Origin of the sequence: Pseudomonas fragi, from assembly GCF_002269505.1 — a bacterium.
In the GTDB taxonomy this organism is placed as follows: Bacteria; Pseudomonadota; Gammaproteobacteria; order Pseudomonadales; family Pseudomonadaceae; genus Aquipseudomonas; species Aquipseudomonas fragi_D.
Window position 1 is genome coordinate 83,377 of the sequence record NZ_NQKQ01000016.1, and the last position, 22,669, is coordinate 106,045.

At 57.7% G+C, this 22,669-nt stretch carries 22 protein-coding genes; 14 read left to right on the plus strand and 8 right to left on the minus strand.

All coding sequences use genetic code 11. From position 1 onward, the window contains the following. Positions 1–5: 5 nt before the first annotated feature. The 3 genes from pcaD (at position 6) to CJU81_RS15215 (ending at position 2,059) form a co-directional block, all read left to right on the plus strand. On the plus strand, positions 6–797 hold the full coding sequence (gene pcaD / locus CJU81_RS15205) for a 3-oxoadipate enol-lactonase (protein ID WP_095037309.1): 792 nt from the start codon (positions 6–8) through the stop codon (positions 795–797). Between the two features lie 10 nt (positions 798–807). Further along, on the plus strand, positions 808–1,200 hold the full coding sequence (gene pcaC / locus CJU81_RS15210) for a 4-carboxymuconolactone decarboxylase (RefSeq protein WP_095037310.1): 393 nt from the start codon (positions 808–810) through the stop codon (positions 1,198–1,200). Positions 1,201–1,423: 223 nt separating this feature from the next. Then, positions 1,424–2,059, plus strand: a complete 636-nt coding sequence (locus CJU81_RS15215; RefSeq protein ID WP_095037311.1) for a hypothetical protein — start codon at positions 1,424–1,426, stop codon at positions 2,057–2,059. Between the two features lie 68 nt (positions 2,060–2,127). Here CJU81_RS15215 and adeC read toward each other — a convergent pair whose 3' ends face one another. From adeC to CJU81_RS15230, 3 genes are read right to left on the minus strand one after another with little or no spacing between them, the layout of a single operon-like run. Then, positions 2,128–3,579 carry an AdeC/AdeK/OprM family multidrug efflux complex outer membrane factor gene (gene adeC, locus CJU81_RS15220; protein WP_095037312.1) on the minus strand — a complete coding sequence of 484 codons (1,452 nt, stop codon included), beginning with the start codon at positions 3,577–3,579 and terminating at the stop codon, positions 2,128–2,130. Beyond that, positions 3,576–6,737 (minus strand): efflux RND transporter permease subunit, encoded by a 3,162-nt coding sequence (locus CJU81_RS15225; protein WP_095029119.1) that lies wholly within the window; start codon positions 6,735–6,737, stop codon positions 3,576–3,578. The genes adeC and CJU81_RS15225 overlap by 4 nt, the downstream gene beginning before the upstream one ends. Positions 6,738–6,740: 3 nt before the next feature. Then, complete coding sequence (locus CJU81_RS15230) at positions 6,741–7,892, minus strand: efflux RND transporter periplasmic adaptor subunit (RefSeq protein ID WP_095037313.1); 1,152 nt, start codon at positions 7,890–7,892, stop codon at positions 6,741–6,743. A gap of 265 nt (positions 7,893–8,157) precedes the next feature. Here CJU81_RS15230 and CJU81_RS15235 point away from each other — a divergent pair, with 265 nt between their 5' ends. From CJU81_RS15235 to CJU81_RS15245, 3 genes are all read left to right on the plus strand, one after another. Beyond that, on the plus strand, positions 8,158–8,814 hold the full coding sequence (locus CJU81_RS15235) for a TetR family transcriptional regulator (protein WP_095037330.1): 657 nt from the start codon (positions 8,158–8,160) through the stop codon (positions 8,812–8,814). A 393-nt stretch (positions 8,815–9,207) separates the two neighbouring features. After that, on the plus strand, positions 9,208–9,906 hold the full coding sequence (locus CJU81_RS15240) for a CoA transferase subunit A (protein WP_095037314.1): 699 nt from the start codon (positions 9,208–9,210) through the stop codon (positions 9,904–9,906). A 2-nt stretch (positions 9,907–9,908) separates the two neighbouring features. After that, positions 9,909–10,538 carry a CoA transferase subunit B gene (locus CJU81_RS15245; RefSeq protein WP_095037315.1) on the plus strand — a complete coding sequence of 210 codons (630 nt, stop codon included), beginning with the start codon at positions 9,909–9,911 and terminating at the stop codon, positions 10,536–10,538. A 108-nt stretch (positions 10,539–10,646) separates the two neighbouring features. On the opposite strand, the gene fdxA is transcribed toward CJU81_RS15245, so the two are convergent. After that, positions 10,647–10,970: a ferredoxin FdxA gene (gene fdxA / locus CJU81_RS15250; protein WP_016779762.1), complete on the minus strand. Its 324-nt coding sequence runs from the start codon at positions 10,968–10,970 to the stop codon at positions 10,647–10,649. A gap of 129 nt (positions 10,971–11,099) precedes the next feature. Next, a complete protein-coding gene (mutS, locus tag CJU81_RS15255) occupies positions 11,100–13,679 on the minus strand; it encodes a DNA mismatch repair protein MutS (protein WP_095037316.1) in 2,580 nt (859 codons plus the stop codon). A 187-nt stretch (positions 13,680–13,866) separates the two neighbouring features. Between mutS and CJU81_RS15260 the strand changes: the two genes are divergently transcribed. The 5 genes from CJU81_RS15260 to recX all read left to right on the plus strand — a co-directional run bounded on the left by CJU81_RS15260 (position 13,867) and on the right by recX (position 17,469). Then, positions 13,867–14,592: an XRE family transcriptional regulator gene (locus CJU81_RS15260; RefSeq protein WP_095037317.1), complete on the plus strand. Its 726-nt coding sequence runs from the start codon at positions 13,867–13,869 to the stop codon at positions 14,590–14,592. A 298-nt stretch (positions 14,593–14,890) separates the two neighbouring features. Next, complete coding sequence (locus CJU81_RS15265; RefSeq protein ID WP_095037318.1) at positions 14,891–15,235, plus strand: phage holin family protein; 345 nt, start codon at positions 14,891–14,893, stop codon at positions 15,233–15,235. 23 nt (positions 15,236–15,258) lie between these two features. After that, the gene (locus CJU81_RS15270; protein ID WP_440974951.1) at positions 15,259–15,789 is read left to right on the plus strand and encodes a CinA family protein; all 531 of its coding nucleotides are present in this window, start codon (positions 15,259–15,261) and stop codon (positions 15,787–15,789) included. An 83-nt stretch (positions 15,790–15,872) separates the two neighbouring features. Then, entirely contained in the window at positions 15,873–16,979 is a 1,107-nt protein-coding gene (recA, locus tag CJU81_RS15275) for a recombinase RecA (RefSeq protein ID WP_095037319.1), read from the plus strand. Positions 16,980–17,001: 22 nt separating this feature from the next. Further along, positions 17,002–17,469, plus strand: coding sequence for a recombination regulator RecX (gene recX, locus CJU81_RS15280; RefSeq protein ID WP_095029111.1), 468 nt, complete (start codon positions 17,002–17,004; stop codon positions 17,467–17,469). A gap of 123 nt (positions 17,470–17,592) precedes the next feature. Here recX and CJU81_RS15285 read toward each other — a convergent pair whose 3' ends face one another. Next, the gene (locus CJU81_RS15285) at positions 17,593–18,699 is read right to left on the minus strand and encodes a TIGR00730 family Rossman fold protein (protein ID WP_095037320.1); all 1,107 of its coding nucleotides are present in this window, start codon (positions 18,697–18,699) and stop codon (positions 17,593–17,595) included. Positions 18,700–18,912: 213 nt separating this feature from the next. Next, the gene (locus tag CJU81_RS15290) at positions 18,913–19,323 is read right to left on the minus strand and encodes a PA3611 family quorum-sensing-regulated virulence factor (protein WP_095029109.1); all 411 of its coding nucleotides are present in this window, start codon (positions 19,321–19,323) and stop codon (positions 18,913–18,915) included. A gap of 207 nt (positions 19,324–19,530) precedes the next feature. On the opposite strand from CJU81_RS15290, the gene CJU81_RS15295 reads away from it, so the two are divergent. The 3 genes from CJU81_RS15295 (at position 19,531) to CJU81_RS15305 (ending at position 21,678) form a co-directional block, all read left to right on the plus strand. Continuing rightward, positions 19,531–20,286, plus strand: a complete 756-nt coding sequence (locus CJU81_RS15295) for a tRNA-uridine aminocarboxypropyltransferase (protein ID WP_095037321.1) — start codon at positions 19,531–19,533, stop codon at positions 20,284–20,286. Positions 20,287–20,589: 303 nt separating this feature from the next. Continuing rightward, positions 20,590–21,240: a response regulator transcription factor ErdR gene (gene erdR, locus CJU81_RS15300; protein ID WP_095029107.1), complete on the plus strand. Its 651-nt coding sequence runs from the start codon at positions 20,590–20,592 to the stop codon at positions 21,238–21,240. 75 nt (positions 21,241–21,315) lie between these two features. Next, positions 21,316–21,678 (plus strand): diacylglycerol kinase, encoded by a 363-nt coding sequence (locus tag CJU81_RS15305; protein WP_095037322.1) that lies wholly within the window; start codon positions 21,316–21,318, stop codon positions 21,676–21,678. Here CJU81_RS15305 and CJU81_RS15310 read toward each other — a convergent pair. Next, positions 21,675–22,601 (minus strand): LysR family transcriptional regulator, encoded by a 927-nt coding sequence (locus CJU81_RS15310; protein WP_095037323.1) that lies wholly within the window; start codon positions 22,599–22,601, stop codon positions 21,675–21,677. The two genes, CJU81_RS15305 and CJU81_RS15310, sit on opposite strands and share 4 nt — an antisense overlap. Between the last annotated feature and the right edge of the window lie 68 nt (positions 22,602–22,669).

Genomic DNA, 22,669 nt, shown 5'->3' on the forward strand with positions numbered 1-22,669 from the left:
AGCTCGTGGGACGTGTACAACTCGCTGAAGGTGAACTCAACTACCGCCTGGACGGCCCGCAAGGCGCGCCGGTACTGGTGCTGTCCAACTCGCTGGGCACTGATCTGGGGATGTGGGACACCCAGGTGGCGGCGTTCGCCGAGCATTTCCAGGTGTTGCGTTATGACACCCGCGGGCATGGTCAGTCTCTGGTCACCGGGGGGCCGTACAGCATTGAACAACTGGGTGGCGACGTGCTGGCGCTGCTCGATGCGCTGCATATCGAGCGGGCGCATTTTTGCGGGCTGTCGATGGGCGGCCTGATTGGCCAGTGGCTGGGCATCAATGCCGGCTCTCGCTTGCACAAGCTGGTGGTGTGCAACACTGCGGCGAAAATTGGCGAGCCTGCGATATGGAACCCGCGCATCGACATGGTCCTGCGTGACGGTGCGCAGGCGATGGCCGGATTGCGCGATGCCTCCATTGCCCGCTGGTTTACCCCTGATTTTGCCCAGGCCAATCCCGCTCAGGCCAAGCGGATTACCGACATGCTGGCCGCGACCTCGCCGCAAGGATACGCCGCCAACTGTGCTGCGGTGCGTGATGCGGATTTTCGTGAACAATTGGGCTCCATAGAGGTACCTACGCTGGTGATTGCGGGTACTGAAGATGCCGTCACGCCGCCTGCGGGCAGCCACTTTATTCAGGAACATGTGCGTGGCGCGCAGTACGCCGAGTTTTACGCTGCACACCTGTCCAACGTGCAGGCGGGCGATGCCTTCAGCCAGCGCGTAGTGCAATTTTTGTTAGCGGCCTGAGGAGTTTTTTGTGGACGAGAAGCAACGTTACGACGAAGGCATGCAAGTACGCCGCGCAGTGCTGGGTGATGCCCATGTGGATCGTAGCCTCAATGCCCTGACCGAGTTCAACAGCGAGTTTCAGGAAATGATCACCCGCCATGCCTGGGGTGATATCTGGACCCGCCCGGGTTTGGAGCGCCATACCCGCAGCCTGATTACCATCGCGATGCTGATCGGCATGAACCGCAATGAAGAACTCAAACTGCACCTGCGTGCTGCGGCCAACAATGGCGTGAGCCGGGCCGAGATCAAGGAAGTGATCATGCAGAGTGCTATCTATTGCGGGATTCCGGCGGCCAACGCGACTTTTCACCTGGCTGAATCGGTGTGGGATGAGTTGGGGGTTGAGTCGCGCAAGTAATCGACAAATGTGGGAGCGGGCTTGCTCGCGATGCAGGCGACACGGTCTGTCAGGCAAGCTGAGGTGACGCCATCGCGAGCAAGCTCGCTTCCACATTTTTGTCTTGTACAGGTCCGATATATGTAGTGCACCTCATCCGTTTTATCCCGGAATACTTGACCGCAACCTGAGCGCCACATCGTGGATGTTGATCAGGCCATGTCTAATTCAAGGATGAGTTGCGATGCCGAATACTGAAAATTTAAATTTGCTACCTGACTACTTCGGGAGTGCGGACCAGGCTGTTCTGGCGCTGGCTGCCTCGGTTGATACGAACCCGGGCAGCATGCTCGGCGGTTTCATTGTGTTCAGCCGTGGGTTCGAGCATTACCGTATTTCGCGTCCGGCAAGTATTGAGGGGTACCCCTGGGTTGAATTCAATGAGCAGGGTGTCCTGGCCCTGGACCCGGATCTCGATTTCTGTGGCACTTACTGCACCACTGACACTGCGGGTGCCCGTGAAATTGCCGATGCCCACGGTGAACGGGCGGTGTTCCGTAATTTCTTTTCACCTGTGTTCCTGGCCCGAATGATTCAGCAGGACCTCAAGCTCAGGGCATGCGCCGGTTATTGGTTGGCGCCAGACAATGCCGTACTCAAGTTTCGCTCATTCGGTGCTGCCACCGCAGGTAACTTGATAGCCCAGGCTCCGGTAATCCTGAGCGGCCTGATCGCGCAAACAAGGTCCATGCGCTCCTATATTCGCCAAGTCGCGCGGGCCGGTGATTTAATCGTGCTGCAAACCAGCCACTTTCCGGGGCTATGGACGCCTTTGGGGGCTGTGCCTGTCGATTGGTTTGCACCGTTGCAGTCCAACTGACCCGATGATTGCCCCCTCATAAACAACAAACCCGCCAAAAGGCGGGTTTGTTGTTTAACGGGTACGCATCAAGCCTTGGGTGGCTGATCCGAAACAGGGCGGTTTTGCCCGGTCTGCTCGTACCAGCCACCACCCAGCGCCTTGTACAGCGTGACTTCACTGGTCAGCTGCGAAAGACGGTCGGTGATCAACGATTGCTGCGCGCTGAACAACGAGCGCTGTGCATCGAGGAAGGTCAGGTTGCTGTCGATACCAATCCGATAGCGACGCTCGGCCAAACGGTAGTAATCCTGGTTGGCGTTGACGAAGTCGGTCTGGGCCTGCAACTGTTGGTTGTAGGTTTGACGTGCTGCCAGGCCGTCAGAAACTTCCTGGAAGGCGGTCTGGATCGTTTTCTCATACTGAGAAACGGTGATCTCTTTCTGGATCTTCGCGTAGTCCAGGCTGGCGCGCAAAGCCCCTGCGTTGAAAATCGGCAGGTTGATTTGCGGCGAGAACAGCCAGGTACCCGAACCGCCCTTGAACAGACCTGACAGGTCCGGGCTCAAGGTCCCGGCATTGGCCGTGAGGCTGATGCTCGGGAAGAAGGCTGCCCGCGCGGCACCGATGTTGGCGTTGGCGGCCAGCAACTTGTGTTCGGCTTCCAGGATGTCCGGGCGACGTTGCAGCAAGTCCGATGGCAAGCCAGCCGGTACTTCACTCAACAGGTCGGCTGCCAGCGGTTGGGCCGCCGGCAGGTTGTCCGGGATGGTGCTGCCCAGCAACAGCGCGAGGCTGTTCTGGTCTTGCGCCACCTGACGGGTGTAGCGGGCCAGCTGGACCTTGGCGTTTTCTACCGAGGTACGCGACTGGCTGACTTCCAGGGCCGAGGCCACACCCACTTCATTGCTGCGCAAGGTGAGCTTGTAGCTCTCATCGAACGCCTTGAGAGTGTCTTCGGTGAGCTTGAGCAGCTCTTTATCAGCCTGCCAGGTCAGGTAGGCATTAGCGACACTGGCCACCAGACTGATCTGGGTGCTGCGTCGGGCTTCTTCGGTTGCAAAGTAGTTCTGCAACGCCTGATCGCTCAGGCTGCGAACCCGGCCGAACAGGTCCAGCTCGTACGCGCTGACCCCGAGGGTCGCCGAGTAGGAACTGCTGATGCTCGACTCACCGGTTTGCGACATGCGCGCCGGAGTGCGTTGACGGCTGCCACTGCCAGAGGCCGAAACCGCCGGGAACAGATCAGCACGCTGGATGCGGTACTGCGCGGCATAGGCGTCGATGTTCAACGCCGCGACCCGCAGGTCACGGTTATTGACCAGAGCCGTCTGGATCAGCTGCTGCAGCGCCGGGTCATGGAAAAACTGACGCCAGCCCTGTTCCGCAGCGGCCTTGCTGGCCGCCTCGGTTGGCGAGTAGGCCGGGCCTTGCGGGTATTGCGCCGCTACCGGCGCTTCAGGGCGCTGGTAGTCGGGGATCAGCGAGCAGCCGCCGAGCGTAAACGCCGCAACAGCTACTGCGAGAAGCGACTTGCTCATTGGCCAGCCTCTTGGTTTGGAGTTTTAGTCAGATCCACTTTCTTTTCCGTGTCTTTATTCTTGCCGCCGCCAATGGACGATACGGCTACAAAGAACAGCGGTACCCAGAACACGGCCAGTACGGTGGCGGTGATCATGCCACCGATAACACCGGTACCAATAGCGTGCTGGCTGCCCGAACCTGCGCCCGTGGAGATGGCCAGTGGAACCACACCCAGTACGAAGGCCAGGGAAGTCATGATGATCGGACGCAGACGCATGCGGCACGCCTCGATCGCGGCATCCACCAGGCTTCGTCCCTGTTCATGCAGCTCCTTGGCAAATTCGACGATCAGAATGGCGTTTTTCGACGCCAGACCGATGGTCGTAAGCAAGCCCACCTGGAAGTACACGTCGTTGGACAACCCGCGCAGGCTGGTGGCCATAAGCGCACCAATGATCCCCAGCGGAACGACCAGCATCACCGCAATCGGGATCGACCAGCTTTCGTACAGTGCTGCAAGGCACAGGAATACCATCAGCAAGGAAATAGCGTACAGGGCAGGCGCTTGCGAACCTGACAGACGTTCCTCGTAAGACAACCCCGTCCAGGAAATGCCTACACCTGCTGGCAGCTTCTTGGCCAGGGCTTCAACTTCAGCCATGGCTTGACCGCTGGTATAGCCCGGTGCCGGAGCGCCGAGAATTTCCATCGCTTCTACGCCGTTGTAACGCGACAGCTTGGGTGGCCCGTAGATCCACTCGCCTTTGGCAAAGGCCGAGAACGGCACCATGGTTCCCTGATCGTTGCGTACGTACCACTTCTTCAGGTCTTCGGGGTTCATCCGCGAGTCAGCTTCGCCTTGCAGGAAAACCTTTTTGACTCGACCGTGGTCGATGAAGTCGTTGACATAACTGGCACCCAGACCAATCGACAGGGTGTTGTTGATGTCCGAAATGCTCAGGCCCAGGGCACGAGCAGCCTCATCGTCGATCAGCAGCTTGTATTGCGGTTCATCGTTCAGACCGTTCGGACGTACGCCCGCCAGGATCTTGCTCTGAGCCGCCATCCCCAGGAACTGATTGCGCGCAGCCATCAGTTTCTCATGGCCAATGCCGGAGCGGTCTTGCAGGTACACGTCGAAACCGGTGGCGTTACCCAGTTCCATTACAGCAGGCGGGGCAAAGGCGAACACCATTGCATCGCGGTAGCTGGAGAACACCTTCTGCGCCCGTGCAGCCAGTGCAAATACACTGTTGTCCGCATCGCGCTCGCCCCACGGCTTGAGCATGATGAACGCCAGGCCGGAGCTCTGGCCACGGCCGGCGAAGTTGAAGCCGTTTACGGTGAACACCGAAGACACTGCGCCCGACTCATCGGCCAGCAAGTATTCGCGCATCCGGTCGATCACTTGCTGTGTGCGCTCTGCAGTGGTGCCCGCCGGTGTTTGAACCTGTGCAAACAGTACGCCCTGGTCTTCTTCCGGGAGGAAGGAGGTAGGGATACGGGTGAACAGGAACACCATGCCAACCACAATCAGCACATAAGCCAGCAGGTACGGAGCCTTGTGGCGCAGAATGCTGCCAACACCTTTTTCATAGCGTTTCACGCCATTGTCAAAGGTGCGGTTGAACCAGCCGAAGAAGCCGCGCTTGTTCTCGCCGTGATCACCCTTCTGGATTGGCTTGAGCATGGTGGCGCACAGGGCCGGGGTGAAGATCAGGGCAACCAGTACCGACAGGCCCATCGCCGAAACGATAGTGATCGAGAACTGGCGATAGATCACACCCGTGGAGCCGCTGAAGAAGGCCATCGGCAGCAATACCGCCGACAGTACCAGCGCAATACCCACCAGGGCGCCCTGGATCTGCTCCATGGATTTCTTGGTGGCTTCCTTGGGCGGTAGTCCCTCTTCGGACATGACCCGCTCAACGTTTTCAACCACCACGATCGCATCGTCCACCAGCAAGCCGATGGCCAGTACCATACCGAACATGGTCAGGGTGTTGATGCTGAAGCCTGCAGCGGCCAGGATCCCGAAGGTACCCAGCAGTACAACCGGTACTGTCATCGTGGTGATGATGGTGGCGCGGAAGTTTTGCAGGAACAGGAACATTACCAGGAACACCAGTACAACAGCTTCGACCAGGGTGTGTACAACCCCTTCGATCGAGGCCGAAACCACTGGCGTGGTGTCGTACGGGTAAACGACTTTCATGCCTTCCGGGAAGAAGGGTTCCAGGCCGTTGATGGTTTCACGCAATGCCTTTGCCGTGTCCAGAGCGTTGGAGCCCGGGGCCAGCTTGATCGCGATACCCGATGCCGGTTTACCGTTGAATTGCGCGCTGACGCTGTAGTTTTCACCACCCAGGGCAACATCTGCGACATCGCTCAGGCGTACCTGGGAGCCGTCGGTGTTGACCTTGAGCAGGATCTTTTTGAACTCTTCAGCCGTTTGCAGACGGGTTTTGCCGATGATGGTCGCGTTCAGCTCCTGACCCTTGACGGCAGGCAGGCCGCCCAGTTGCCCGGAGGACACCTGCACGTTCTGTGCGCTGATGGCCGATTTAACGTCCACCGGAGTCAGGTTGTATTTGTTCAGCTTGACCGGGTCGAGCCAGATACGCATGGCGTACTGGGCGCCGAACACCTGGAAGTCGCCCACACCTTCGGTACGGGAGATCGGGTCCTGCATGTTGGAAACGATGTAGTTGGACAGGTCGTCCTTGTTCATGCTGCCGTTTTCAGACACCACGCCAATAACCATCAGGAAGTTTTTCACTGCCTTGGTTACACGGATACCTTGCTGCTGTACCTCTTGCGGTAGCAGGGGGGTAGCCAGGTTGAGCTTGTTCTGCACCTGGACCTGCGCGGTGTCAGGGTCGGTGCCTTGCTCGAACGTGGCGGTGATGCTCATGCTGCCGTCGGAGTTACTTTCCGACGACACATAACGCAGGTGGTCGATACCGTTGAGCTGCTGCTCAATCACCTGAACCACGGTGTCCTGCACGGTTTGCGCCGAAGCGCCCGGGTAGGTCACGGAGATCGAGATGGCCGGTGGTGCAATGCTCGGGTACTGGTTGATCGGCAACTTGAGGATCGATAGAGCCCCGACCAGCATGATCACCAGGGCTATAACCCAGGCGAAAATCGGACGGTCGATAAAAAATTTCGACATGGTTTACTCCCCTTTACTGCCTGCAGCTTTTTCTGTTGCCGGGGCAGATGCCGGGGTTTCGCCTTGTGGCTTGTCCATGATCTTGACTTCAATGCCAGGCTTGATGAATTGCAGGCCATCAGTAATCAGGCGGTCGCCAGGGTTCAGGCCTTTCTCAACCAGCCAGTTGCTGCCAACGGTGCGCGAAGCTTGGAGCACACGCAGCTCAACCTTGTTGTCCGGCCCGACGATCATCGCGGTCGGTTGGCCTTTGAGGTTGTGGGTCACGCCGATTTGCGGTGCCAGGATCGCATTGCTGTCGATGCCCGCTTCCAGCTGTGCGTGGACAAACATGCCCGGCAACAGGGTTTCATCCGGGTTCGGGAACACTGCGCGCAGGGTGACGGAACCGGTGGTTTCGTCAACCGATACTTCGGCGAACTCAAGGCGACCTTCCTGGGCATATTCGCTGCCGTCTGGCAGGGTCAGCTTGACCTTGGCGGCGTTTTCACCGGCCTTCTTCAAACGGCCACTGGCCAGGTCGCGGCGCAGTTCGAGCATTTCCACCGAAGACTGGGTCACGTCAACGTAGATCGGGTCCAGCTGGGTGATCACGGCCAATGCGTTGGCTTGGCCACTGGTGACCAGTGCCCCTTCGGTGTACAGCGAGCGACCGATACGGCCGGTCAGCGGTGCCAGCACCTTGGTGTAGCGCAGGTTGACCTGGGCGGTGTTCAGCGCGGCTTCTGCTTCCAGGCGGGCGGCTTCGGCGTTGTCGTATTCCTGACGGCTTACGGCTTGCTCGGCGACCAGTTGCTTGTAGCGCTCAGCCAGTGATTTTGCCGATTGCAGGGTGGCGCGGGCACTGAGTACGGAGCTTTCATAGATAGCTGGATCGATTTGATACAGCTGCTGGCCGATCTTGACGTCACTGCCTTCTTTAAAGAAGCGCTTGAGGATGATGCCGTTTACCTGCGGGCGCACTTCTGCAGAACGATAGGACGCAGTGCGGCCTGGTAGATCAGTGGTCAAGGTAAAAGGCTGGGTTTTCAGCGTGACAACGCCGACCTGAGGGATTTGCGGGGCAGGTGCTGCCTCTTCCTTTTTGCATCCGCTGAGCAGCGAAGCAAGGGCGATGGCAGCAACCAGAGCGGTAACAGCTGGCTTGAATTGCATGAAGATCCTCGGGTCAGGCACGCGAAAGCGCACAAGAATAGTGGAAAGGTATAGAAAGCTGTTCCGGGTGGATAAATAGCTTGCTAAGGAATATACTTACATTCATGTCTGTTTGTAAATAGCGGGACGCTGTCTCGCCAAGCCTTACAGGGCCATTTTTCATGCGTGTAGTAGACCGGGATAAGGCATAACAAGCGCCACCCGATGTTGGTCCGGGCAAGTGACCGTAGAGCTCCGGATCCTTCTGATTGAGGTTTTTATTGCCATGGTGCGTCGTACCAAAGAAGAAGCTCTTGAAACCCGGAGCAAAATCCTCGAAGCGGCCGAGCAGGCCTTCTACGAGCGCGGTGTTGCCCGCACGACGCTGGCTGACATTGCCACGCTGGCGGGTGTCACCCGTGGTGCCATTTACTGGCACTTCAGCAATAAGGCCGAACTGGTGCAAGCCATGCTCGACAGCCTGCATGAGCCTCTGGATGAATTGGCCAGGGCCAGCGAAAGCGAGAACGAAGTTGACCCGCTCGGCTGCATGCGCCAATTGCTGATTCATTTGTTTCGCCAGGTTGCTATTGATCCCAAAACCCGGCGTATCAATGAAATTTTGTTTCATAAGTGCGAATTCACTGACGAAATGTGTGATTTACGGGCTCAGCGCCAGGTTGCGATGCTCGATTGCAACAGCAGGATCGAGCTGGCCCTGAGCAATGCCATTCATCGTCAACAGCTCCCTGAAACTCTGGATGTTCGCCGTGCTGCCATCTGCCTGCATGCCTATATCGACGGAATACTCGGGCAATGGCTGCTGGTTCCCAACAGCTTCGATCTGTACAAGCACGCGCAATCCTGGGTTGATACGGGGCTGGACATGCTGCGCACAAGCCCCACGCTAAGAAACCCCGGCAATATCCGAGAGGGAGTCTAGTAGGCTCAAGCAATAAGGCGAGTGAAGATTTAGCTCCTTGGGCCATTTGATGGCAGATAGCACTTATATACGTCTGGCTCGCGGGTTTAAAGTTAGCGAGCTAAGTATTTTGTAGCTAAATTGTTATCGTTTAGTTAAACGTCCCATAGCCCAATGTAATTAATCCTATGCCAGAGTGGTTCAGGGATTACTGAGCAGCGGCATCTTTCTCGCTTATTTATTTCAATCGACCCTTCCTGCGTTCGCTTCCCCTACACTTGAGCAACGCTTTGGCCTCAGGCCAGAGCGGCCAGAATCGGGGGGCGGGTAACTGCCAAGCTGTTTTTCCTCTCCCGACTCAAGCAAACAGACCGCGATGGTGTGGTGTGTCGTGGACAATTCGAGGAATAACAAGTGAACAAGATTTACTCGAGTGCTGAATCCGCTTTGCAGGGCCTGGTCGAAGACGGCATGACCCTGGCTGTGGGCGGTTTTGGCTTGTGCGGGATTCCCGAAGCGCTGATCGCAGCCTTGCGCGATAGCGCCAAGCGCGAGCTGACGGTGATCAGCAACAACGCCGGGGTGGACGGTTTTGGTCTGGGGCAACTGCTTGAAACGCGCCAGATCCGCAAAATGATTTCTTCCTACGTAGGCGAGAACAAAGAGTTTGAGCGCCAGTATCTGGCGGGCGAGCTGGAGCTGGAGTTCACCCCGCAAGGTACTCTCGCGGAAAAACTGCGGGCGGGCGGAGCGGGGATCCCGGCATTCTTCACCAAAACCGGCTACGGCACGCTGGTGGCCGAAGGCAAGGAAACCCGTGAGTTCGATGGCGAGTGGTATGTCATGGAGCGCTCGCTGCGCGCCGACGTGGCCCTGGTCAAGGCCTGGAAAGCCGACAAGTCAGGCAACTTGCTGTTCAGCAAGACTGCACGCAACTTCAACCCGTTGGCGGCCATGGCGGCCAAGGTCTGTGTGGTGGAAGTGGAAGAGATTGTCGAAATTGGCGAGATCGACCCTGATCAGGTGCATTTGCCCGGGATTTACGTACAACGGCTGGTGCTTAACGCCAACCCGGAAAAACGTATCGAACATTGCACTGTGCGGAGCGCCTGACCATGGCCTGGACTCGTGAAGAAATGGCGCAGCGCGCCGCTCAAGAACTGCAGGACGGTTTCTACGTCAACCTCGGTATCGGTTTGCCTACCCTGGTGGCCAACTACATTCCTGAGGGTATGGATGTGTGGCTGCAAAGTGAAAATGGCCTGCTGGGTATTGGTCCGTTTCCCACAGAAGACGAAGTTGATGCTGACCTGATCAACGCCGGTAAGCAAACCATCACCACCTTGCCGGGCAGCAGCTTTTTCAATAGTGCCGACTCGTTCGCGATGATTCGCGGTGGTCATATCAACTTGTCGATTCTTGGGGCGATGCAGGTGTCCGAAAAGGGCGACCTGGCCAACTGGATGATCCCCGGCAAGATGGTCAAAGGCATGGGCGGGGCGATGGACCTGGTGGCCGGGGTCAAGCGTGTGGTGGTGTTGATGGAGCACACGGCCAAGGGCGGCATCCATAAACTGCTCAAACAGTGCGACTTGCCGCTGACCGGCGTGGGCGTGGTTGACCGCATCATTACCGACCTGGCGGTGCTGGATGTCACCGGGCAGGGGCTCAAGCTGGTTGAACTGGCGGCGGGCGTGACCCGCGAGCAGCTTCAAGAGGCCACGGGCTGCGCAATCAACGGTTGAACGCAGCTTCTGTAGTCGCAGCCTCGCGCAGCTCGACAGCGACTACAGGTTTTTGTTTACCTCTAAAACGCAAAAAGCCCCTCGCGGGGCTTTTTGCTTAAACGTGAATCAGCGTTCCAGGTCGACGATCTTGCCTGGTTTGCCATCCCACTCGGCCGCGTCCGGCAGAGGGTCTTTGCGTTCAGTGATGTTTGGCCAGATTTCAGCCAGCTCGACGTTCAACTGAATGAAATTCTCCATGCCGGCAGGTACTTCATCTTCAGAGAAGATTGCCTGTGCAGGGCATTCAGGCTCACAAAGCGCGCAGTCAATGCACTCATCCGGGTGAATCACCAGGAAGTTCGGGCCTTCGTAAAAGCAGTCCACCGGACAGACTTCTACGCAGTCGGTGTACTTGCACTTGATGCAGTTGTCGGTGACGACGAAGGTCATTTCTAATTCTCTCCTCAGGCGGCGGCAGCGAAGCCCTTCCAGAACGGGTTCGCCGGGTTCGGGAGTGATATCTAAAGACCAGGCTAAAAGGTCAGTAGCATCCCGAACCGCGCGCGATTCTAGCAGCTTTTAAAGGCGTGTCTTTAATGTGTAGAGCAAATCAAGCGCTTTACGTGGCGTCATGTTGTCCAGATCCAGCCTGGAAAGGTCATCCAGCACCGGGTGCGGCAGGCTGGCAAACAGGTCGCTTTGCTGCGGCGCAGGCTTTTTGCCGGGCTTGGCAAGTGGCACTTCATGGGGCAGGCTGGTGGTCTCCAGGCGGCTCAAATGCTCGCGGGCGCGGATGATGACTTCACTCGGTACCCCCGCCAGCTGCGCCACGGCCAGGCCATAACTCTGGCTGGCCGGGCCCGGCAGAACATGGTGCAAGAACACGATGCGCTCGTTGTGTTCGGTCGCGCTCAAGTGCACGTTGGCGACCAGCGGCTCGTTCTCGGGCAGTACCGTCAGCTCGAAGTAGTGCGTGGCAAACAGGGTGTAGGCGCGCAACTGGGCGAGACGTTCTGCCGCAGCCCAGGCTAGCGACAAACCGTCGAAAGTGCTGGTGCCGCGGCCCACTTCGTCCATCAGCACCAGGCTGCGTTCGGTGGCATTGTGCAAGATGTTGGCGGTTTCGCTCATCTCGACCATAAAGGTCGAGCGGCCACCTGCCAGGTCATCGCTGGAGCCGATACGGGTAAAGATGCGGTCAACCAGCGACAGCTCACAGCTGGCCGCCGGTACAAAGCTGCCGATATGAGCCAGCAACACGATCAATGCGGTTTGGCGCATGTAAGTCGATTTACCGCCCATGTTAGGACCGGTGATCACCAGCATGCGGGTGTTGTCATCCAGCCCCAGGTCGTTGGCCACAAACGGCGTGGTCAATACCTGCTCGACCACCGGGTGGCGACCCTGGCTGATGCGCATGCACGGCTCTTCAACAAAGCGCGGGCAGTTCAGGTCCAGGTTCAGCGCACGCTCGGCCAGGTTGCTCAGCACATCCAGCTCGGCCAGGGCGGCCGCGGTGTCTTGCAGCGGGGCAAGGTGGCCGATCATTTCTTCGAGCAGGGCCTCATAAAGCATCTTCTCGCGGGCCAGCGCGCGGCTTTTCGCTGACAGGGCCTTGTCTTCGAAGGCCTTGAGCTCGGGGGTGATAAAGCGCTCGGCGCCTTTGAGCGTCTGGCGGCGGATGTAATCGGCCGGTGCCTGTTCGGCCTGTTTGCTTGGCAGCTCGATAAAGTAGCCGTGGACCCGGTTGTAGCCGACCTTGAGGTTGGCCAGGCCGGTGCGGGCCTTTTCGCGGGCTTCCAGGTCAATCAGGAACTGACCGGCGTTTTCGCTCAGTGCCTGCAACTCGTCCAGCTCGGCGTCATAGCCGGTTTTCAATACACCGCCATCACGGATCACCGCTGGCGGGTTGTCATTGATAGCCTTTTCCAGCAGGGCGCCCAGCTCGGGGTAAGTGCTGGTGATCATGGCCAGTTGCTGTAAGTGCGGTGCTTCGAGGCCAAGCATGGCGTCTTGCAGTTCTGGCAGCGCGTTCAAGGCATCACGCAGGCGTGCCAAGTCGCGGGGGCGGGCATTGCGCAGGCCGATACGCGCGAGAATCCGCTCCAGATCGCCGATCTCCTTGAGCTGTGGTTGCAGCTTTTCGAAGCGGTAGCTGTCCAGCAGGCAGGTGATCGACGACTGGCGCGCCAGCAATACACTCAAGTCGCGCAGCGGGCGGTTCAACCAGCGGGTCAGCAAACGGCTGCCCATCGAGGTCTGGCAACGGTCGACCACTGATTGCAGGGTGTTGTCGCGGCCACCGGCCAGGTTGGTGTCCAGTTCCAGGTTACGGCGGCTGGCACCGTCGAGCACCACGGTGTCATCCAGGCGCTCATGGCGCAGGCTGCGCAAGTGGGGCAGGGCGGTGCGCTGGGTTTCCTTGGCATAGCTGAGCAGGCAACCGGCAGCGCCGATGGCCAGGGTCAGGTTTTCGCAGCCAAAGCCCTTGAGATCCTGGGTCGAGAACTGCTGGCACAGGCTTTTCAGGGCCGAGTCGCGCTCAAAGTCCCACGGCGCACGGCGACGAACGCCACGACGTTTTTCCGCAGGCAAACCTTGTGGCCAGTCATCCGGGATCATCAGCTCGACCGGGTTGATGCGCTCAAGCTCGGCCAGCAGGTTTTCCCAGCCCTTGATCTCCACCACCGAGAAGTTGCCGCTGGTGATATCCAGCACCGCGAGGCCAAACAGGCGTTCATCGCCCAGCACGGCCGCAATCAGGTTGTCGCGGCGCTCATCCATCAGCGCTTCGTCACTGACTGTGCCTGGCGTGATAATACGAACTACCTGACGTTCAACCGGGCCTTTGCTGGTAGCCGGGTCGCCAACCTGCTCGCAGATCACCACCGACTCGCCCAGCTTGACCAGCTTGGCCAGATAACCTTCAGCGGCATGGTAGGGAATCCCGCACATCGGGATTGCCTGGCCAGCTGACTGGCCACGCGCCGTGAGGGTAATGTCGAGCAACTTGGCGGCTTTTTTCGCATCTTCGTAGAAGATCTCGTAAAAGTCGCCCATGCGATAGAACATCAGCTGGTCAGGGTGCTGGTTCTTCAGGCGCCAGTACTGCTGCATCATCGGCGTATGGCTGGACAGGTCGGAAGTATTTTTACTCATCAGGACTTAGGCGGATTCGTTCAAAAGTGGGGAAAGGCAGGCCGTGGCCTGAGGTTTTCGCAATGGGCGCAAGGTTAACATGCCAGCCCCCTGCATCTACAGGTGCGCACCGGGCGTGCTGACAGCTTGCTATAAATAGAAGAAATAGCATTTGCCTTCAATAAACACGGCCAGCACTATTGCCGCCATGTCCAAACGAACTGTTTCAACCGTCCTCAAGGAGCTGCTGGCCCGGCACGGCATCAGCGCGATGGCGCTGCACCGCAGCACCGGGGTACCACAGCCTACGCTGTCGCGAATTTTGAGCGGCAAAATTGCCGATCCATCCGACAGGCATATCTCCAAAATCGCCGAATATTTCCACATCAGCACCGATCGTCTACGCGGACGGGACGATGTGCGTGTGCCTGAAATCGAGCTGCGCCACCCAGAGTTGCATGATATTTGCCTGTGGGATGACGACACCCCGGTGGCGGACGATGAAGTGTCCATTGCGTTTCTGCGTCAGGTTGAACTGGCCGCTGGCTCAGGGCGCTTTGCCATTGAAGAGAGCGAACGCGCGAGGTTGCGTTTCGGCAAACGCAGCCTGCGCCACAACGGCGTGGAGTTCGATCAGGCCAAGTGCGTGACCGTACGCGGCGACAGCATGCTGCCAGTCCTGCGCGATGGCGCAACGGTGGGGGTCAATGCCGGCAAGCGCACTCTTGAAGAGGTGATTGATGGCGACCTGTATGCGGTCAATCACAACGGCCAGTTGCGGGTGAAGCAGTTGTATCGCCTGGCGGGCGGCATTCGTTTGCGCAGCTTCAATCGCGACGAATTCCCGGATGAGGACTACGCCTACAACGATCTGGAGGATGAACAACTGGTCATTCTCGGTCATGTGTTCTGGTGGGGCATGTACGCCCGCTAGCCACAAGTTTCAGAAAATCCTTGAGAACGAGCCTGCTCGCCAATAAGCCTTCGCGAGCAGGCTCGCTCCCACAGTAGTCATTGTTACGCCATCAAGAAGACAATTCTTACCGTATTTGCGGGCCTTGGCCGACTTGTTGAAATTGCCGGAATAAATATATGCACTGGTGCATTGACTGTATATACATACAGGCATAGTCTTTGTTGAATGGCAGCCAACGATGGATCTCAGGCGGGGGTATGACGTTTCAGTCAGACCGGAAATTGGCGCTTATCAATAAGGACACAGGAGTGATCACATGATGAATGAGCCGCAAGTTTTGCTGGAAATGCCGGTTTTACTGGTCGTCCTCCTTGCCTTGGTAGGCGGCGTTTTTGGCGAGATGTGGCGGGCCGATAAGGATGGCGCCAGCGGTTGGCCGTTGATGCGGCGCCTGGCGTTGCGTTCGGGAGCTTGCATGGTGTGCGGTGTGTCGACCTTTATGCTGTTGTACTCGGCCGGGATGTCGATTTTGGCGGCCGGTGCACTGGGTTGCCTGACCGCCCTTGCCGGGGCCGATGCGGCAATCAGCCTGTACCAGCGCTGGGCCGCTAAGCGGCTCGGGGTCGACGGGGCGTCCGGCGATTCGCGGATCGAGCCGTAGCCAGGACTTTTTTGGTGTAGGTTATGGCGCAGACCCGCCATCAGGAGAGGACAGTGGATCAAATATCTCAACATGCGGCTGAACTCGGGCTGCTGTTAAAGGCTCTCAATGCCCAGGTGACGACCGCCGAGTCCTGCACCGGTGGTGGCATTGCTGAAGCCATTACCCGTATTGCCGGCAGCTCCGCCTGGTTTGAGGCGGGGTTTGTGACCTACTCCAATCAGCAAAAAACCAGGCAACTGGAGGTACCCGAGCCTTTATTCGCCCGGGTGGGGGCCGTCAGCCGCGAGGTGGTCGAGGCGATGGTACGAGGTGCGCAAAGACAAAGCGGGGCGCGCTTTGCCGTGGCGGTGAGCGGCGTTGCCGGCCCCGGTGGCGGTTCGCCCGAGAAGCCGGTCGGTACGGTGTGGCTGGCCTGGGGCGCCGGTGACGAGGTGTCGAGCGAGCGCAGGCACTTTCCCGGCAACCGTGATGAGGTGCGTCAGCAAACGGTGATTGCCGCTCTTGAAGGCTTAATACGCCGAACGGTACGAGAAATAAAAAAACAGGGGTAGGCGATCTTCTAACCCTGTGGAATAATACTGGCTACTTATACAGTTATCGGCCGTCGGGCCTTATTGATTACGAGAGGACTTTAATGGACGACAACAAGAAGAAAGCCTTGGCTGCGGCCCTGGGTCAGATCGAACGTCAATTCGGCAAGGGTGCCGTGATGCTGATGGGCGACCAGGAGCGTCAGGCAGTACCGGCGATCTCCACAGGTTCCCTGGGCCTGGACATCGCTCTGGGCATTGGCGGTCTGCCAAAAGGCCGTATTGTTGAAATCTACGGCCCTGAGTCGTCGGGTAAAACCACACTGACCCTGTCCGTGATTGCCCAGGCACAAAAAGCCGGTGCTACCTGCGCCTTCGTCGATGCCGAACACGCCCTTGACCCTGAATACGCCGCCAAGCTGGGCGTAAACGTTGATGACCTGCTGGTTTCCCAGCCGGACACCGGCGAGCAGGCGCTGGAAATCACCGACATGCTGGTGCGTTCCAACGCGGTTGACGTAATCATCATCGACTCCGTGGCTGCACTGACGCCAAAGGCTGAAATCGAAGGTGACATGGGTGATACCCACGTTGGCCTGCAAGCGCGCCTGATGTCGCAAGCGCTGCGTAAAATCACCGGCAACATCAAGAACGCCAACTGCCTGGTTATCTTCATCAACCAGATCCGCATGAAGATCGGTGTGATGTTCGGCAGCCCGGAAACCACCACTGGTGGTAACGCACTGAAGTTCTACGCTTCGGTACGTCTGGATATCCGCCGCACTGGCGCCGTGAAAGAAGGCGATGTGGTAGTAGGTAGCGAAACCCGCGTCAAAGTGGTCAAGAACAAGGTGGCACCGCCGTTCCGTCAGGCTGAATTCCAGATACTGTACGGCAAGGGCATCTACCTGAACGGTGAGATGATTGACCTGGGTGTGTTGCATGGCTTCGTTGAAAAAGCCGGCGCCTGGTACAGCTACAACGGCAGCAAAATCGGTCAGGGCAAGGCTAACTCCGCCAAGTTCCTGGACGACAATCCTGATATCAAGGATGCGCTGGAGAAACAACTGCGTGAGAAGTTGCTCGGGCCAAAAACTGACGCTGAGCTGGCAGAAATTAAAGTCATGCCAAAACTGAGCAAGGCTGCCAAAGAAGCTGCAGCACTGGCTGAAGCTGAAGAAATGGAAAACGCTACCGACGGCGATAACTGATAACTGATAACTGATAACTGCCATGATTGCCGTCCTGGATACCCCCGTCGCGGTGCGACGGACTGCAATGGACTTGCTCGCGCGACGCGAGCACGGTCGAGTCGAGCTGACGCGCAAGTTGCGTCAGCGCGGGGCTTGCCCCGACATGATCGATGCGGCCCTTGACCGTTTGACGGAAGAGGGGCTGTTGTCCGAGTCTCGTTACCTCGAAAGCTATATCAACTACCGTGCCGGTTCCGGTTATGGCCCTTTGCGTATTCGTGAAGAGCTTGGCCAGCGTGGGCTGGTGCGTGGGGAGATCGAGGAGGCATTACGAGAGTGCGGTTTCGACTGGCAAGAGCGGCTGGAAGAGACCTGGCGTCGCAAGTTTTCCGGTCAGTTGCCTGCAGATGCAAAAGAGCGTGCCCGTCAGGGGCGCTTTTTGAGTTACCGCGGTTACCCGCTTGAAATGATCGGCCGCTTGCTTAGTGGGCGAGAGTTTGACGACTGACAACTGCTGTGGGAGCGAGCCTGCTCGCGAGGGACTCTGACCACAGTAACAACTGCTTCAGGCCTTCGCGAGCAGGCTCGCTCCCACAGGTTTTAAAAAGCGCAGAACTTCCTCTCAGCAGATTTACGACTCATGCACCTGTGGCGCAGACGTATTGCTGGTTGCAGCCCAGTTTTGCGGCAGGTTGATAAAGTCGACCAGTTCGCGCAGCCGTCCCTGATTACGCCCGCTAAACGCAAAGCCCAGGCAGGTCAGGTGGTTGAGTTTTGGGTCGTCATGCTCGAAGTGGCAGTATTGCTGTTGATGGAAACCGTCACTCAGGCAAATATCGGCAAACACCTGCTGTATCTGCTCGAGAGCCTGCGCACTGACCGGCCGCTTCATACGGATCACAAAGGTCTTGTTCAGCCAGCGGCTTGAATGGAAGTTGCTGTAGAACTGGTTGATTTCAGTCAGCGCCTCTTCGGCACTGTGAACCAGGCGCATCAACTTCAAGTCGTTGGGCAGAATGTACTGATGGGCCTCCAGCTGGTTGTGAATGAAGTCCAGCGCTCCCTGCCAGAACGAACCGCCTGGCACATCCAGCAAAACCACCGGCACCAGTGGAGTTTTGCCGGTCTGCATCAAGGTCAGTACTTCCAGCACTTCATCCAGCGTGCCAAAACCGCCCGGGCACATCACCAGAGCATCTGCTTCCTTGGTGAAAAACAGTTTGCGGGTAAAGAAAAAGTGAAACGCCAGAACATTGGGCGTGCCATTGATGGTGGGGTTGGCCCGTTGTTCGAACGGCAGGGTGATATTGAAACCCAAACTGTGGGCCAGGCCTGCGCCTTCATGGGCCGCGGCCATAATGCCTGCGCCGCCGCCGGTAATGACCATCATGTCGGACTTGGCCAGTACGCTGCCCATTTCCCGGGCCAGTGCATACAGGGGGTGTTCTACCGGGGTTCTGGCCGAGCCGAAGACCGTGACTTTGCGTCGGCCCTTGAACTGCTCCAGGGTACGAAAGGTTTTTTCCAGTTCGCGAATGGCTTGCAGGGTGATCTTGGCGTTCCAGCGATCAAGGTCGTCATGGGCCATGCGCAGTACGGTCAGCAGCATCTCGCGATAGAGTGCGCGGTTCGGGCTGTCGGGGGCTACCCGTTGCAGTTGCTCATCAACTTCATGAGCAAGATCCAGACCCTGCTCCTGGAAATGCAGCGTCAGGGTGTCATTGGATTGGTCTGGCATGTACTTCTCCTTCTAAACAACATCCTTGAAGGCGCCGCAGCCTGGGCGGGCGCCGAGACACTGAGTGTCAGTCATGATGCTTGGATGATGGTCCCGGGATGTCCGGACTGGCAATAGCTAATTGCCTGATGTACATGATGTTTGACCTGCGCAGGCGGGGCGAGCCTGCTGGCAGGCCCATGCGCCGTACCGGGTACGGCGTGATAGAGGGAGTTACTTTTTGCGCTGGCAGTTTTCAGCGCGGAAATCCTGGATCAGGACCGGGCTGTTGGTCTTGTACTCGCGAAAGCTGTAGCGCAACGTTGCACCTTGAGCCATCAGGGTACGGAAACCAGCGTTACTGCACACGCTACGCCCCAGTTGCGGCACGGTTTCTTCAGGGTTGGAGCGCATCTGGGCTGCCAGTGTGGGGCTGGCTTCCAGGTTGTTGATCAGAACAGTGCCGTCTACCGTGAAACCTTTATCCAGAAGGTCCGCATTGATTGCTCGCGGTTTGCCTTCATTGCTTTTTTCAGCAACCTTGAGCAGGGTTTTGTTCAGCTCAAAATCCTTGAGAGAGGCGGCTTGTGCTGCCAGAGGCAATGCAAGCAGCAGGGCAACGGTCGGAATGATATGGCGCAGCATGAATCTCTCCTGATTTCAGTGACGCAGGCTTGGACAAGCTGGCTATGAGTGCGTTCAGTGGCGCGGGAGTATAGGTCAGCATAGCCACACAGGAAATGCCAAAGGTCATGGATTCTCGCCTCTGGTAAACTGGTTGCCTACCCATTGTGAATCCGTTCCTGCGCCAATTCTGGCGAATGGACGCTTGGCGCCTTTAAGTAAAAACCCATGACCTTGACGACCTTTTCCCCTAATGCTGTAGCCCGTTTACGAGACGAGCGTGAAGAGGAGAGCACCAAGCCCTACCTGGCCCGTGGCTCACGAGCTCCGCGTTGCCATACCTGCCGTGTGATCGAAAGCCACTGCCTGTGCAACTGGCGGCCCCGGGTCGATGCGCGTTCGGGCGTGTGCCTGGTCATGACGAAAAAGGAAGTATTCAAGCCCAGCAACACCGGATGGCTGATTGCTGATGTGGTGAGCGACAACTTTGCCTTTATCTGGTCACGCACCGAAACCGACGAAGCCTTGTTGGCCCTGCTTGCCGACCCGCAATGGCAGCCTTATCTGGTGTTTCCCGGCGAGTACGTTGCCCCTGAGCGGGTAACGCACACGGTGGACCTGGACAGCAGCAAGCGCCCGTTGTTTATCCTGCTGGATGCAACCTGGACCGAGGCCCGCAAGATCTTTCGCAAAAGCCCATACTTCGATGCCTTGCCTATTTTAAGCCTGCTGCCTGAGCGACTCTCTCGCTACCGCTTGCGTCGCTCCACCCGCAGTGAGCATCTGTGCACTGCGGAAGTGGCCAGCCTGTGTCTTGAGCTGGCCGGTGATACCGAGGCTTCAACGGCGCTGGATGCTTATTTCGACGTGTTCAGCCAGCATTATCTGGACGCTAAAAATCAGTTGCCCATGAATGAAGCCAGCGTGGCGCACCAGGAACTGGGCGTTTTTGTAAAAGACCTTCCCCAGAATCGGGCTCAATAGACTAAAGAAGTAGCGCTACAATTTTCGGACAGATGTAAGCGAGCTGCGTTGCTGTTTTCTGCATGATGGCGCTGTGATAGCTGGCAGGTGGACCCAGGCGTCAGGTTTTCAACTTGACCACCCTTGCTTCGCTGGGCATGCTTGGCGCCGATTCGGCTACAGCTGCTGCTAAAACACCTATATTTGCCGACGTTTCGCGTAAATCGCGCCCTTTGACGCACAGTCTTTGAGCTTTTGCTCGAGTTGCCTTAGCGAGTGCTGGAATTGATCAGTGCTTGCCTGAAAAACGGGATCATTTAAACAATGGCCACATACGAAATCCTGATTGCCGACGACCATCCACTGTTTCGCAGTGCCCTGCACCAGGCCGTGAGCCTGGGTCTGGGCTCTGATGTTCGCCTGGTAGAGGTCGCCAGTATTGCCGAGCTTGAAGCACAGCTGGCAGTAAAGGCTGATTGGGATCTGGTACTGCTCGATTTGAACATGCCTGGTGCTTACGGTTTCTCCGGACTGGTGTTGCTGCGTGGTCAATACCCGCAGATTCCGGTAGTGATGGTCTCAGCCCAGGAAGAAGCCTCAATCATGGTGCGCTCCCGCGAGTTTGGCGCCAGCGGCTTTATCCCCAAATCCAGTTCGCTGGAAGAGATTCAGAAGGCCGTGCGTGCCGTACTGGATGGGGATGTGTCATGGCCGCCCCAGGCGTTTGAGGATGTTCAGGTCTCGGCTGAGGCCAAAGCGGCCAGCGAAGGCCTGGCCAGCCTGACGCCCCAGCAGTTCCGGGTGCTGACCATGGTCTGTGAAGGCCTGCTGAATAAACAGATTGCCTATGAGCTGAGCGTTTCCGAAGCAACGATCAAGGCTCACGTTACGGCAATTTTCCGCAAGTTAGGGGTTCGCACGCGCACCCAGGCCGCGCTACTCTTGCAGCAACTTGAATCAATTTCGAGTCATTAACCTGCGAATCTTCACGCTTTTTTGACGAAGCGTGAACTAGCGTTCCCCTCTCATTTTTTGCGCAGTTGCCTATCTATGTCGCCTTTCAAGGGTAAAACCGGTTTTAAACGGATTTTGAATGCTGGCGGTTACTCGCTGGACGGTTTGCGCGCAGCCTTTACGGGCGAGGCGGCTTTTCGGCAGTTGGTGCTGCTCAACGTGATCCTTATCCCGCTGAGTTTCTTCCTCAATGTCACCCGCGTAGAGCGCGCGCTACTGATCGCGGTGTGCCTGCTGGCCCTGATTGTCGAGTTGTTGAACTCGGCCATTGAAGCGGTCGTTGACCGCATCTCCCTGGATCTGCACCCATTGTCGAAAAACGCCAAGGACATGGGCAGCGCCGCCCAGTTTGTGGTGCTGACCATGATTGCCGTGGTGTGGGCTGTAATCCTGCTTTAAGCGATAGTGGGCAAGACGATCTCGTCGCTGCGCTGAACCCCTGCGGTGAACGCGCGGCACATTTCCAGAAACTCGCGCATGGCGGAGGTCTGGTACTTCTTTTTGTGCCAGATAAAGTAAAACTGCCGGGCCAGATCCAGCTCTGGGGTTTCCACGGCCACCAGGCTACCGCGCCTGAAAGCGTCGCGTAATGCCAGACGTGAGATGCAGCCAATCCCCAGACCTGATTCAACCGCGCGCTTGATCGCTTCGGTGTGTTCCAGTTCCAGACGAATATTCAGTGCGGTCTGGTGATGGCGCATAGCCTGATCGAAAGTCAGGCGAGTGCCGGAGCCCTGTTCACGCAGGATCCAGGCTTCACGGGTCAGCTCTTCCAGCGTGGCATGGCCACGCGCCGCCAGCGGATGCTGAGGGGCGCAGAACACCACCAGTTCATCTTCGACCCAGCTCTGCACCTCGATATCGGGGTGAGCGCAATCGCCTTCGATCAGACCCAGATCAATTTCGTAGTGGGCGACTTGTTGCACGATATGAGCCGTGTTCTGAACCACCAGCTTGACCTGACTTTCCGGGTGCGCCTGCATAAAACTGCCGATCAGCAGGGTCGCCAGATAGTTACCGATGGTCAGCGTCGCGCCTACGGTCAATGAGCCAAAGCCGGACTTGCCGTTGAGCAGGTCTTCGATTTCCTTGGCTTGATCCAGCAGCGCGACGGCCTGGGGCAACAGTTGCCTGCCCAGTGCATTGAGGCTCAGGCGCTTGCCGGCACGATCGAACAGTTGGCAGCTGGTTTGGCGCTCCAGTTCGGTGATCGAGGTACTGGCAGCAGATTGTGAAAGGGCCAACAAGCCGGCAGCGCGAGACACGCTTTCTTGTTGGGCGACGGCGACGAAAACCTGGAGTTGTCTGAGAGTAAATCGCATATCGATATAACCGATAACCCTTATCTTGATAATTCAGTTAACAGATATTGTCGCCGCCATTAGAATGC